The sequence below is a fragment of the Dactylosporangium fulvum genome, from assembly GCF_025137375.1.
In the GTDB taxonomy this organism is placed as follows: Bacteria; Actinomycetota; Actinomycetes; order Mycobacteriales; family Micromonosporaceae; genus Dactylosporangium; species Dactylosporangium fulvum.
The window spans coordinates 3,947,629-3,960,111 of record NZ_CP073720.1; the positions used below are offsets into that span (position 1 = coordinate 3,947,629).

The 12,483-nt window shown below is 72.1% G+C and carries 14 protein-coding genes and 1 pseudogene; 2 read left to right on the forward strand and 13 right to left on the reverse strand.

Translation table 11 applies throughout. The features are described from left to right. Positions 1–230 precede the first annotated feature (230 nt). Together Dfulv_RS18685 and Dfulv_RS18690 are read left to right on the forward strand one after the other, a co-directional pair. Positions 231–2,273: an amylo-alpha-1,6-glucosidase gene (locus Dfulv_RS18685; RefSeq protein ID WP_319805805.1), complete on the forward strand. Its 2,043-nt coding sequence runs from the start codon at positions 231–233 to the stop codon at positions 2,271–2,273. Positions 2,274–2,298: 25 nt separating this feature from the next. Further along, positions 2,299–3,774, forward strand: coding sequence for a glycosyltransferase family 4 protein (locus Dfulv_RS18690; protein WP_259865234.1), 1,476 nt, complete (start codon positions 2,299–2,301; stop codon positions 3,772–3,774). On the opposite strand, the gene Dfulv_RS18695 is transcribed toward Dfulv_RS18690, so the two are convergent. The 13 genes and pseudogenes from Dfulv_RS18695 to Dfulv_RS18755 all read right to left on the reverse strand — a co-directional run. Beyond that, positions 3,771–4,391 (reverse strand): DUF2461 domain-containing protein, encoded by a 621-nt coding sequence (locus Dfulv_RS18695; protein WP_259865236.1) that lies wholly within the window; start codon positions 4,389–4,391, stop codon positions 3,771–3,773. The two genes, Dfulv_RS18690 and Dfulv_RS18695, sit on opposite strands and share 4 nt — an antisense overlap. A 63-nt stretch (positions 4,392–4,454) precedes the next feature. Then, on the reverse strand, positions 4,455–5,060 hold the full coding sequence (locus Dfulv_RS18700; RefSeq protein ID WP_259865238.1) for a MerR family transcriptional regulator: 606 nt from the start codon (positions 5,058–5,060) through the stop codon (positions 4,455–4,457). 228 nt (positions 5,061–5,288) lie between these two features. After that, positions 5,289–5,753 carry a bifunctional nuclease family protein gene (locus Dfulv_RS18705; protein ID WP_259865241.1) on the reverse strand — a complete coding sequence of 155 codons (465 nt, stop codon included), beginning with the start codon at positions 5,751–5,753 and terminating at the stop codon, positions 5,289–5,291. Positions 5,754–5,912: 159 nt separating this feature from the next. After that, positions 5,913–6,551 carry a transcriptional regulator FtsR gene (ftsR, locus tag Dfulv_RS18710; RefSeq protein WP_259865244.1) on the reverse strand — a complete coding sequence of 213 codons (639 nt, stop codon included), beginning with the start codon at positions 6,549–6,551 and terminating at the stop codon, positions 5,913–5,915. Between the two features lie 76 nt (positions 6,552–6,627). Further along, the gene (odhI, locus tag Dfulv_RS18715) at positions 6,628–7,068 is read right to left on the reverse strand and encodes an oxoglutarate dehydrogenase inhibitor Odhl (RefSeq protein WP_190250201.1); all 441 of its coding nucleotides are present in this window, start codon (positions 7,066–7,068) and stop codon (positions 6,628–6,630) included. A 182-nt stretch (positions 7,069–7,250) separates the two neighbouring features. Beyond that, entirely contained in the window at positions 7,251–7,634 is a 384-nt protein-coding gene (gene gcvH / locus Dfulv_RS18720) for a glycine cleavage system protein GcvH (RefSeq protein ID WP_259865246.1), read from the reverse strand. A 14-nt stretch (positions 7,635–7,648) separates the two neighbouring features. Further along, complete coding sequence (locus tag Dfulv_RS18725; RefSeq protein ID WP_406567973.1) at positions 7,649–8,509, reverse strand: DUF881 domain-containing protein; 861 nt, start codon at positions 8,507–8,509, stop codon at positions 7,649–7,651. Further along, on the reverse strand, positions 8,506–8,838 hold the full coding sequence (locus tag Dfulv_RS18730) for a small basic family protein (RefSeq protein WP_259865251.1): 333 nt from the start codon (positions 8,836–8,838) through the stop codon (positions 8,506–8,508). The genes Dfulv_RS18725 and Dfulv_RS18730 overlap by 4 nt, the downstream gene beginning before the upstream one ends. Continuing rightward, positions 8,835–9,674 (reverse strand): DUF881 domain-containing protein, encoded by an 840-nt coding sequence (locus Dfulv_RS48405; RefSeq protein WP_264675839.1) that lies wholly within the window; start codon positions 9,672–9,674, stop codon positions 8,835–8,837. Before Dfulv_RS48405 ends, Dfulv_RS18730 begins: the two co-directional genes overlap by 4 nt. Then, the gene (locus Dfulv_RS18740) at positions 9,671–10,267 is read right to left on the reverse strand and encodes a CDP-alcohol phosphatidyltransferase family protein (protein WP_259865252.1); all 597 of its coding nucleotides are present in this window, start codon (positions 10,265–10,267) and stop codon (positions 9,671–9,673) included. Before Dfulv_RS18740 ends, Dfulv_RS48405 begins: the two co-directional genes overlap by 4 nt. Positions 10,268–10,377: 110 nt before the next feature. Further along, positions 10,378–10,980: a class I SAM-dependent methyltransferase gene (locus Dfulv_RS18745; RefSeq protein WP_259865254.1), complete on the reverse strand. Its 603-nt coding sequence runs from the start codon at positions 10,978–10,980 to the stop codon at positions 10,378–10,380. Next, the gene (locus tag Dfulv_RS18750) at positions 10,973–11,737 is read right to left on the reverse strand and encodes a nucleotidyltransferase domain-containing protein (protein ID WP_259867756.1); all 765 of its coding nucleotides are present in this window, start codon (positions 11,735–11,737) and stop codon (positions 10,973–10,975) included. Before Dfulv_RS18750 ends, Dfulv_RS18745 begins: the two co-directional genes overlap by 8 nt. Before the next feature lie 51 nt (positions 11,738–11,788). Then, a pseudogene (locus tag Dfulv_RS18755) lies at positions 11,789–12,463 on the reverse strand (nucleotidyltransferase domain-containing protein); the annotation flags it as partial. Positions 12,464–12,483: the final 20 nt, after the last annotated feature.

Consider the following 12,483-nt stretch of genomic DNA (forward strand, 5'->3'; position numbering starts at 1 on the left):
CACCCGGTGTGGCGCCGCAGCTCAACGGTTCCACCGTTGCCACAGTGTTACGTGCTTCGAAAGTTCACGCGCGGGTACGCGCGAAGCTGGCTGGCATATGCCCAATGCACTCGATAATGAATCGTCGGCGGTTCGCCGCCGGATCTCCGGCAGCGCTCGAGAGTGAACCTCCGGCGAATTCCGTCGTGGCGAGCGTTTGAACCGAGGGGGTTCGGATCATAGTTGGGCACATGCCCCCAGGAACGGTGATGACCGTCGGCCCGCATGTCTGCACATCGGCCACGGGGTTCGAGTCGGAATGGCTGGTCACCGACGGACTCGGGGGATATGCGACCGGCACCGTCGCGGGTCTTCGCACGCGGCGCTATCACGGGTTGCTGGTCACCCCCGACCGGCGTCTCGCGCTCGCCGCGCTGGACCCGGTCCTGACACTACCCGGCGGGGTCACCGTCCGGCTCGGCGTCCACGAGTGGGCGTCCGGCGCCATCGAGCCGACCGGGCACCACCTGCTGGAACAGTTCCAGCTGAACGAGGGTGTGCCGCGCTGGCGGTGGCGCGTCGGCGAGTTCGTGCTGGAGCGCGAGCTGGCCATGGTCCACGGCCGCAACGCGGTGGCCGTCGTCCACCGGCTCGTCGGCGCCCCGGCCGGAAGCTCGGTGGAGCTGACACTCACCGCCCTGTGCACCTGGCGCGACGCGGACACCGAACGCGACCGCACCGGCCCGCCCCTCACCGTCGAACCGATCGGGGACACCGGCGGGATCGAGGTCGAGGGGGCGTACCGCATCGCGGGCCCCGGGTTCCAGCCGGTCGGGGACTGGTACCTCGGCGCCTATGCCCGCGAGGAGGCCGCCCGCGGCCTGAACCCGGTCGAGGACCTGTGGGCCGCCGGTAGCTTCACCGCCACGCTCGCCATGGGGGAGTCGCTGGACGTCGCCGCCTGGTCGGGCGGCGGTTCCGGGGGTCTCGACACCGCGCCGCCGCGTGCCGGAGCCGTGATCCAGGAGGCCCGCCGCCGGGCCCGCAGGCTCGTGCGGGCGGCCGGCGCGCGCGAGGCCGCCGACAAGGCGCTCGTCCTCGCCGCCGACCAGTTCATCGTCACCGGCGACGACGGGGCACCGGCCGTCGTCGCCGGCTACCCCTGGTTCGGCAGCTACCTGCGCGACACGATGACCGCGTACGAGGGGCTGTTCCTGCACACCGGCCGGCACGACGAGGGCCGGCGGCTGCTGCGGGCCCACGCGTCGCTGGGCGAGCGGCTGCGCACCGAGGCGCTCGGCGACGCCGACGGGCCGCTGTGGTACGTCCACGCCGTCGAGCGGCACGTCGCCCGTACCGACGACACCGACCTCGCCGCCGAACTGCTGCCCGCGCTCGAAGGGGTCGTCGCCGCGTACACCAAGGGCACCCGCGACGGCGTCACCGTCGACCCCGCCGACGGGCTGCTCGTCATCGACGCCGACCACTCCGGCCTCACCTGGATGAACGCGCGGTTCCCCCGCGGCCCGGTGACCCCGCGCGACGGCAAGCCGGTCGAGCTCAACGCCCTGTGGGCCAACGCCCTCGGCGCCGTCAGCGCCCTGCGGGAGCGGTGCGGCCGGAACGCCTCCGTGGTCCAGGGCCGCCGCGACGCCGTCCGCGCGCAGTTCATCAAGCGGTTCCGGGCGCCCGACGGCTGGCTCTTCGACGTCGTCGACGCGCGGCCCGCGCCCTACCCGAAAGGCGGCGGCGGGGTCCACGACGACGCCGTGCTGCGCCCCAACCAGCTGCTCGCCTTCAGCCTGCCGTTCGCGCCGGCCGCCGACGAGCCGCGCCTGCGCGAGACCGTGCTGCGTGCGGTGGGTTCCACGTTGCTGACCCCGCTCGGGCTGCGTACGCTCGCGCCCAACGAGTTCGGATACCACGGGAGCCATCGGGGCGGAGTGGGACCGCGGGACACCGCATATCACCAGGGAACGGTGTGGCCGTGGTTGCTCGGTCCGTACGTCGACGCGCGGTGTGCCGCCGGCCTGCCGGTGGACGCGGCGCTGACCGCCGTTGAGGCACATTTGGGCGAGTGCGGTCTCGGATCGGTGAGCGAGATCGCGGAGGGTGACGCACCACACCGCGCGACCGGCGCGCCGTTCTCGGCGCGGTCCGTCGCGGCGGTGCTGCATGCGCGTGCCGTGATCAGGCAGAACTGCAGGTTGCAACCTGCACAGAACGGGAAGTCGGGAAAAGTGAAGTTGACCCACGAAGCCGGTCCGCGCAAGCGCCGGAACGCGCTACGGTGACAGTCGGCGACGAGAGGGATCCGCAATGCGCGTATTGATGATCGCCTGGGAGTGTCCATCCATCGAGCCGACCGGGCGGATCGCCGCCCTCTCCGCCGCGTTGGTCGCGGCGGGACATGAGGTCACCGTCGCGACGCGCCACTGCGGTGCGCCCGACACCGTCGTCGACGGTGTGCGTATCGTCCACGCCCCGGCCGCGCCGGGCGCGACCGACGACCCCGACCTCAGCCACACCATGGCGGTCAACCACCTCCTCGCCGACACGGCGATCCGCACCGCGCCCGCCGGCGGCTACGAGGTGATCCACGCGCACGGCTGGCTCGTCACCCACGCCGCCGTCAGGCTCAAGGAGCACTTCGGCATCCCGTTCGTCGCCTCGCTGCAGGCCACCGAGGCCGGCCGCCACCAGGGGTACCTCCCGGGCGAGACCAGCCGCTCGGTCCACTCCGTCGAGTGGTGGCTCGGCTCCGAGGCCTGCCGGGTGATCGTGCCGACCGAATACCTGCGCTGGGAGGTCCAGCACCTCTTCGACGTCCCCGCCGAGCGGGTCGACGTGGTGCCGGGCGGCATCGACCCGGAGGTCTGGACCGCGGAGCCCCGCGCCGTGCTCTCGGCCCGCCTGCGGTTCGCGGGTGAGGGGCCGCTGCTGGTGTACGCCGGGCGCCTCGTCGCCGAGAAGGGCGTCCAGGACCTCCTGGCGGCGCTGCCCGCGATCCGTGAGCGGCACCCCGGCACCCGCGCCGTCGTCGCCGGTGACGGCGACCACCGCGGCGCCCTGATCGAGGAGGCCCGCCGGCTCAAGCTGCACCGCGCGGTGAGCTTCCCCGGCCGGCTCGACCAGCGCACCCTCGCCGCCGTCCTGGCCGCCGCGGACGCGTTTGTCATGCCCAGCCGGTATGAACCCACCGGCACCGTCGCCCTGGAGGCGGCCGCGTCCGGTGCCGCCCTCGTGGTGGCCTCGGCCGGCGGGCTCGCCTCGATCGTCGAGCACGGCGTCACCGGCGTCCGGTTCCCCGTCGGGGAGCCCGACGGCCTCGCCGACGCGGTGGGTGCCCTGCTCCAGGACCCGCTGTTCGCCCAGACCCTCGCCACCCGCGCCCGGCAGATGGTCCGCGACCGGCACTCCTGGCACGCGATCGCGGCCCGGACCGCGGCGATCTACGGCGCCGCCGTCGACGAGGCCCCGGCCTTCGAGGCCCGGCGCGCCGCCACCGTCCTCGGCAGCGGCCTGCCGGTCGTGTTCGTCCCGCCGGGCAATCTGCTCGCCGACGCGCCCGTAGTCCCGGTCGGCTCGCTGCGCCACGCCGTGCCGGATGCCGAGACGGAGGCCGCTCAGGAGGCGGCGTGGCAGGCCGGCGCGGACGCGGCCCGGGCCGCGATGCGCGCCGAGGGCCACCTGTGGACCGAGGCGGCCGCCCGCGAGGCAGCCGAACGGGACGCGGCCGCCCGCGTCGCCACCGACCAGTTCGACGTCGTCATGGCGGCCGTCGAACGCCGTTAGCCGGTGTGTGCCTCGAGCCACTCCTGGAGCGGGGCGCAGGTCCGGTAGAAGCGCTCCAGGTGCCCCTTGGCCTTCGCCGTGCCCAGCCACGCGGCCAGGGGGAACTGGTGCCAGGCGATCAGGCCCTTGTGCCGCAGCAGACGGGCCCGCGGGTGCTCCTTGTCGAAGCCCCGCGGGACCGTCTTCAGCTGCTCGCGTGCCGTGATCGAGTAGTGCTGGCCGGTCAGGTCGTCCACGATCTTCTGCAGCGGCACGCCGCTGCTGTCGTCGGCGACCGCCTGACGGAACCGGGCCAGCCGCGGCGCGTCCATCATGTAGACGCCGATGCCCGCGGCCAGGCCCTGCGCGGTCAGCTGGACATAGCCGCCGCGCTCGAACGACGCCGCGCACGAGGTCTTGTACGGCGACTTGTCGGCGCTGAACCGCACGTCCCGATACGGCCGGAAGATCTTCGCCGGGCCGAACTCCGGCTCCAGCTCGGCGAGCAGCTCGGTCATCGGCGCGCGCACCAGCTCGTCGTAGACCGCCTTGTGCGCGGTCCAGTACGTCTTCGAGTTGTCCGCCTCGAGCCCCTCGTAGAACTCGAGCGCCTCGACCTTCCAGCCGCGGAATGCCATGCGCGCAGCCTACCTACCTGCAGATGGTCAGCCCCTCGTGGCGCGCAGGAAGCCGGTGCACGCTCAGCCCGCCCGGCGGCGGGCTCGGCGCAGGGCCAGTTCGTCGCCCGTGTCGGGGAGATCGTCCGGGGTTGCCGGGAGGTCTTCGCCGGGGGTGGCGGCCTCGGCCGGGAGGTGGGACAGGGTGCCCTCGATCTCCTTGAAGGCGCCGGAGATCGCGATGCCGAAGACACCCTGGCCGCCCTGAAGCAGGTCGACGACCTCTTCCGGGGAACGGCACTCGTAGACCGTGGTCCCGTCGGAGATGAGCGTGATGCCGGCCAGGTCGTCGGCGCCGCGGGAGCGCAGGGTTTCGATGGCCTTGCGGATGTTCTGCAGCGAGACGCCGGCGTCCAGGAGGCGCTTCACGACCTTGAGGACGACGATGTCCCGGAACGAGTAGAGGCGCTGGCTGCCGGAGCCGGCGGCGTCGCGGACGCTGGGGACCACGAGGCCCGTGCGGGCCCAGTAGTCGAGCTGGCGGTAGCTGATGCCGGCAGCGTGGCAGGCCGTCGGCCCGCGGTAGCCGACGTCGTCGGCGTCGACACGGCTGCCGGACGTCACCTGTCCGGGGTCAGCGGCCTGTTCGGCGGCATGACCGGATATCCCGGGATCGGGCGGCTGTTGCATTGCGACCCACCTCCAGCGTCAACACCCGCAACCCTATAGCGCACCTTGAGGGTCAGCGGGGAGGTAACGCCGCGACACGCCGCGTGTCGGTGCGCCGCCCCCTACGCGTCGTTCGGCGAACACCATCATCCCACACCCCGGACCGCCGTCCTCGGGACGAAAAAAGCCACGGACAGACGGCGGGAAGGGACGTGCCGAGGAGGCACCAACCGTCCTGAGTCAGGAAGCCTAGCCCGCGAAGTCCTCCGGACGGACCTGCTCCAGGAACTCGCGGAACTTCTCGACCTCGTCCTCCTGCTCGTCCGGGATGACGATGGCGGCCTCGGTGAGGACCTGGTCCGCGCAGCGGATCGGGGCGCCGACCCGCAGCGCCAGCGCTATCGAGTCACTCGGACGGGCGGACACCCGCACGTTGTCGCCGATGACCAGCTCGGCATAGAAGATGTTGTCGCGCATCTCCACGATCTCGACGGCGCGCAGCGGGGCCTTCAGGGCCGCCAGCATGTCCCGCATGAGATCGTGGGTGAGCGGCCGGGCGGGCTTGACCCCCTGCTGCTCATAAGCGATCGCGGTCGCCTCCACCGCACCGATCCAGATCGGCAGGTAGCGGTCGCCGTCAACCTCCTTGAGCAACACGATGGGCTGATTGGTAGGCAGCTCCACACGAACCCCGACCACATTCAGCTCTCGCACTGCCGCCTCCGTGTCGACTTGCCTCTCCCTGCACGTTACACGGACCGGGCGGCAGTCGTGCCACTCGCGAGGCCGCTCCGATGCGCCCAGTGGCGAAGATCGCCCGCCGTCCGGCCGGTGTTCACCGGCCTCGCCGCCGGTGTTCACGCCACCAATGGGTCATTTGCCCAGGATTTCGCGGAGCCCGGCTCGGACCAACGCGGCATGCACCCGCTGGGTGAGCGCGGCGAGCTCGTGGACCGTGTCGGCCGCCCGGGCCCGGCCCGCCGGCCCGCTCTGCCGGGTCAGCGGCGTGACGAGCTGGCTGAAGAGGCCGATCTCGCGGTCGGCGGCGGCCCGGTAGGCCCGCAGGTGCCGGGGCTCGACGCCGAACTCGGCGAGCCGGGCCGCGGCCGTGGCGACCTCGAGCGCGTCGGCGTCGTAGCCGTTGCGGGTCCGGATGAGGCCGTGCTCCTCCAGGGACTTGAGCAGCACGTCGTCGAGGCCGGACCGCTCGAGCAGCTCGTCGCGGGTGAGCCGCACCTCGACCGCGGGCGCGGCCGGCTGCGGCGCGACCTCGGTCAGCGGCTCCCGCATCGTCGCCAGGTGCTCGCGAATCACCCGCAGGGGGAGATACTGGTCGCGTTGCGCGGTCAGGACGTAGCGCAGCCGGGAGATGTCGGTCCAGGTGTACTTGCGATAGCCGGCCGGCGTGCGGCGCGGCTCGACGAGCCCTTCCGCCTCCAGGAACCGCAGCTTGGAGATGGTGATGTCGGGGAAGTCGCCGCGCAGCTGCGCGAGCACCTCACCGATGCTCATGAGACGCTCGCCCCGGGTGACCTCGTCACCCGGGGTTGCAGGATTCCAGGCGGCCGCCGACGCCCCTGTCATCGCCTCAGCTCTCGTCGGGGCGCGGTCCTGCCACGAACACGAGGCGGAACTTGCCGATCTGGACCTCGTCGCCGTTGCTCAGCGTCGCCGCCTCGACCCGCTCGCGGTTGACATAGGTGCCGTTGAGGCTGCCCACGTCGCGAACCGTGAACGTGCCGCCCTCGCGGTGGAACTCGGCGTGCCGCCGGGAGACGGTGACGTCGTCGAGGAAAATGTCGCTGTCCGGGTGGCGGCCGCTCGTCGTCACGTCGTGGTCGAGCAGGAACCGGGCGCCGGCGTTGGGCCCACGGCGGACCGCGAGGAGCGCGGTGCCCGGTGGCAGGGAGCCCGACACGCGGGTCGGCACCACGTCGGTGTCCGGCCCCTCGATGGCATCCTCAATGGCGCCAAGGTTGAGCGTGGACGTGACGTCGAGCGGGGGAAACTCGTCGTCTGGGCGCGTCATCGAACCACCTCACGGTCGGTCTTCACGGGTGTCTTCCGCTACGACAGGGGTGCGCACGACCGGCTGCCGCGGCACCGATGCCAAGAACACATACGGTTGACTGAGCGAGCCTAGTCACGCCCGAAATAACGGGTCAACCGGACGCGCGGCAGCTGCCTACCGTATTCCCTGTCACTTGCTACTTACGCTGCTTCGGTCAGCTCTCGATAGGCGGCGGCGTCGAGCAGGCCGTCGACCGCCGACGGGTCGTCGGCCTTCAGCTGCACGAGCCAGCCCTCGCCGTACGGATCCGAGTTGAGCAGCTCGGGCGCTCCCTCCAGGGCCGGGTTCACGGCCACGACCTCACCGGAGACCGGCGCGTAGATCTCCGAGACGCTCTTGGTCGACTCCACCTCGCCGAGCGAGTCGCCCGCCTTGACGGTGGCGCCCACCTCGGGCAGCTGGACGAAGACGATGTCGCCGAGCGCGTCCTGGGCGAAGTGGGTGATGCCGACCTTGAAGGCTCCCGCATCGGCGGGTGCGAGCCACTCGTGCTCGGCCGTGTAACGCAGATCCTCGGGAATCACGTCGGTCCTTCTTCTCAGGCGGGCTTTGCGTATTTCAACTCACCGGCATTGTGCAACGCGGTCACGCGCACCGGATCCGCTTCGCGCAGGGAAACCGTACCGCCGTGCTGCCGGACGCTGTCCACGACCCCTCCCGGGATGTTCAGCGCCGTCCGCATGGTGTCAGGTCCGCCGATGACCATGATCGTATACGGTGCCGTGAGATCCGACCCGTCGACCACCAGACGGTTGTTGTCCCCGTCGACGAAGTACGTCGACGCGACGATCCGCGCCGCGGCGCCGTTGGCGCCGTTGACCTGCATCGCCTCGGCTCCGGCACCGCGCAGTTCCTCCACCGCGTCGAGGATCGTCTCGGACTTGATCCGTTCGGTGCCGGGTGTGAAGCCGATCTCCAGCCCGGGCCCTTCGGCGGGCAGGGTGCCGGCGAGGATGCCCAGCTCGTCGGCGCGCTTGCGGGCCTCGGCGAGGGCGGCGTCGCGGCTCTGGGCGCCGGAGTCGAGCTGGCGGCGGGTCTCCTCGAGATCGTTGATCTCGTGCCGGAGGCGGTCCTGCTGGGAGTCGAGATCGGACAGGATGCGGACCAGGTCCTCGGGGCGGGCGGAGGCGAGCTCGGCGTCGGAGTTGCCCGCCTTGAACTGCACGACGAGCGCGAACCCCAGCAGGGCCAGCAGGACCGCGATGACGGCGTTGGCGGGGACCGTCCGCCGGCGCGACCGCGGAGCGGCGGCGGTCTCCGGGGTTTCGGGAGTTTCCGGGGTTTCCGGGGTTTCGGGCTTGCCGGTGCTGCTCATGCGCCCTCCGCTTCGCTCCGGCCGCCTGAGCTCCACCCTGTGCTCATGATGAGCGGCCCCTCCGCTTCGCTCCGGACCGCTCATGCGCGGAACAGGTGTCGGCGGATGGCGGCCACGTTGCCGAAGATGCGCACGCCCAGGACGACCACGACGCCGGTCGACAGCTGACCGCCCACGCCCAACTGGTCGCCGAGATAGACGATGAGCCCCGCCACCAGCACGTTCGACACGAACGAGATCACGAACTGCTTGTCGTCGAAGATGCCGTCCAGCTTGGCGCGCACCCCGCCGAACACCGCGTCGAGCGCCGCCACCACGGCGATCGGCAGATACGGCACCAGCGCCAACGGGACCGTGGGCTCCAGGAAGATACCGGCCGCCACCCCGATGGCCAGGGCGAGTACGGCGATCATCGAGGACCTCCAGAGGCAGATCGAGACGGGGACGGAGACGGCGGACGGGCGTAGCGCAGCGGGGCCTCGGGAGCGGCGGCCAGCACCAGGCCTGTCCGTTTCTTCACGCTGAACTGCATGCGGTACGAGTCGACGTACCGCTTGAACCGCTTGGCCGTCGGCGACTTCTCGAACGTGGCGGCGAGGTCGCCCGGTCCGATCGCGGCCACCTCGTACGGACTGGTCACGGGCTTGAAGTCGACCAGGATCACGCCGCCGGCGGCGCGGATCGTGCTGGTCGAGGTGAGCCGCTGGCCGTTGATCGCGATCGCCTCGGCGCCACTGCGCCACAGCCCGTTGGCGATGTCCTGGAGGTCCCGGTCGAGGACCAGGCCGAGGTTCTCCTCGTCGGTCTCGCCGGTGACCGGGTCGACCTTCGGCGGCGCGTCGACGACCCGCACCACCGCGCCGTCCCCGGTGACCTTGCCCGTGCCGGCGCCGGCGGCCAGCCGGCGGAGGCGGACGGCACTGTCGCTGTCCGCGAGTGCGTCGTCACGCGCCTGGTCGACCTGCGTGCGCAGCTCTTCGGCGCGCCGCTGCAGGTCGTCGGTGGCCTTCTGGCGCGACCGCACGTCGGCGACCAGGTCGGCCCGGGCCCGGCTGGCGCTCGGCGCCTCGGCGACCACCTGGTGGTAGGCCACCGCGAGCAGGAACCCCGTCGCGGCGAGCACCACCGCCCGCGCCCAGCGGCCCCACTTCGCGGGCGGCTTGCCGGACGCGGCCGCGTCCGCATACCCGGGATCGAGTGGTGCGCGGAACAGCTCGGCCAGCAGGTCGTCGCGGCGAGCGGAGGTCACGGCGCGTCGGCGGCTTCCACGCGGCCGGCCCGCACGTGGATCCCGGCCTGGATGAAGTAGAAGACGGCCGCCACCCAGTACAGGACGATGCCCCACCACAGCAGGGCCCAGCCGCTCGGCTCCGCCCAGGCCCGGGCCGCCTCGCTGTACTTCGCGAGCAGCATCATCGGGAAGCCCATGAGCAGGATGGCGGTGGCCGTCTTGCCGACGTAGTGCACCGGCGGCGGCCCGTGCCCGAGGATCCGTAGCACGACCAGGCACAACACCATGACGGCCTCACGGGCGAGCAGCGCGATCGTGAACCACCACGGCACGACGTCCTTGTACGTCAGCGCGAAGAGGGTCGCCAGGATGTACAGCCGGTCGGCGAGCGGGTCGAGCAGCTCACCGAGGCGGCTGACCTGCTTGAGGCGCCGCGCGGCGAACCCGTCGACCCAGTCGCTCAGCCCGCCGACGACGAGCACGCCGATCGCCCAGCCGGTCGCGTCGGTGGCGAGGAGCAGGTACAGAAACAGGGGCACGCCGAGCAGGCGCGTGAAGCTGATGAGGTTGGGGACGGTCAGGACGGGCCCGAGCCCCTGCCGGTCCACCACGCTCACTTCCCCCCGGCTCGCAGGTAACCGGGGGAATGCTAGCAGCACGGTCGGGTGACCCCGTGGAGGCGCAGCGGCCTCGGGGCCGCCCCAGCCGGTAGCGTGCGCCGTCAGACCGGCCCGTGGAGCAGGGCGAGCGTGAGGTCGCCGGCGTCCGGGTGGTACGAGTGGTCGAGCACCCAGCGGTCGGTGATCGCCGACGCGATCCGCACCATCGCCGCCGGGTCGACGTAGAGCTCGTCGTCCGCCCGCGCGTCCGTCGGGCGGGCCGCGCTCAGGAACGTCGCCGCGGCGGCCCGCGCGGAGCTGTCGTACATGGCCTCCAGGATGTCCAGGTGGTAGAGGGGGTCGTCCGGGTCCTGGAACTGGAAGATGCCGCTGGCGAAGACGTAGTCGTAGGTGCGTCGCGGGCGGAAGCCGGGGCCGGCCGGCTCGACGCGCGGCACGCCGCGGTCCGTCGCCAGCTCGACCATGCGCGGGTCGAGGTCCACGCCGGTGTAGTCGAAGGGCAGGCCGAGCGTGCGCAGGTGGAAGTAGAGGTCGGCGGGGCCGCAGCCCCAGTCCAGGACGGAGCCGCCGGCGTAGGCGGTGGTGCGCAGCAGGGCGTCGAAGCGGATCCGCTGCAGCTCGGCGCTGCCCCAGCCGGCGACCTTCCAGGTCGGTCCGGTGAGACCGGCGTGGAACGCGAGGATCGCGGATGACCGGTCAGCCATGGCCGAGGCGGGTCCGGATGAGCAGCGCGTCGAGGGCCTTGCCGGCCGACGGCGCCGCCGGCAGGTGTGAGGCGTCGCGGGCGGACTCCAGCGTGGCCGTCAGCGCCTGCACGTCGGCGGCCAGCCGCTCGGGGGACACCAGGCCTTCCGGGAGGAGGCGGTGCTCGCCGGCCTTCTTCGCCTCGATCAGGTCGGGGAGGTAGGGCAGCGAGGCGAGCACCCGCAGGTCGGCCTGGAGCTCGCCGGTGCGCATGAGGTGGATGCCGGTGTGCAGGACGCGCAGCGTGTAGAGGGCCGGTTTGAGCTCGCCGGTCCGCTGGAACAGCTGCCACTGGCCGGCGGCGAAGCCGAGGTAATGCCGGGCGTGCTCCGAGGTCAGGCAGTGGCGCGACAGGGCGGTCAGCTCCTCGTGCAGCGGTGAGGTGCGCACGACCAAGGGGGAGAGGAGCTGCTCCAGGACGTAGCCGTTGGGCTTCAGCAGCAGCCGGACGAACTTCGCCAGCTCCTGGCTGACGACGTCGAGCTCGACGCCGCCGCGCTCGCCGCCGACCTGGAGGGTGTCCGGGCCGGTGTGCAGGCCGACGACCTCGTCGAGCGGCAGGACGTGACAGGAGCGTAGGTCGAGGTCGGAGTCGACGGAGGCGAAGCCGTAGAGGTGCGCGCCGCTGACGGTGGCGAACACGACCGGGTAGGGCAGCTCGCCGACGACGTCGTCGGCCCACTCGGGCACGTCCGCCGCACGGGTGGGCGGGGCAATGCTGACCACCGGGGCTCCGCCCGGCGCCCGCACGCCGCCGGCCGTGGACGACAGGTCCCGGCGGCGGGCCTCGACCAGGAACGCGTCCACCGTGGCCCGGTCCGGCTCCTCCGGGAGGGTGGTCGTGGCCGCCGCGGTCCCGAGATCCGCCTCCAGGGACGCCGCCAGCTCGCCGAACGACTCCCAGGACAGCTCGCCCCGGCGGATGGCGAGCAGCTCCTCGCGCCACGGGCTGACGTCGACCAGGACCTCACCCGTGCGCAGGACGTGGGCGCCGGCGCGCAGCAGCCGCGCCATGTGCATCGCCTGCTTCCAGCGGACCTCGCCGGTGCGCGCCCGGACCGACCGCAGCTTCGCCAGCTGGCTGCGGGCGTAGTCACCGTACGTGACGGCGGTCCGGCGGGACAGGAACGCGCCGCGGATCGCCAGCAGGTCGCGGCCCACCTCGGAGACCGACTCGACGAGCGGGGACCACAGGCACTCCAGCACCGTCGGGTTGGCGGCCAGCGCCAGCGAGCACGCCCGCTCCAGCTCCCAGAAGAACTGCTCAGGCAGGGGGCCGTCGACGTGTGTGGGCGGTTTGTCCAGGTGCCAGTACGACCCCGTCGGGGCCTGGAAGACCCCTCGGCGGTCGGTGTCCGACTGCGGGCCGGACAGCCCGTACGCCCGGGATCCGACGATCGCCGAATAGACCGTGTGCGACGCCACGATGGTCAGATCATGCACAGTTGGTAGATTAGGCACGC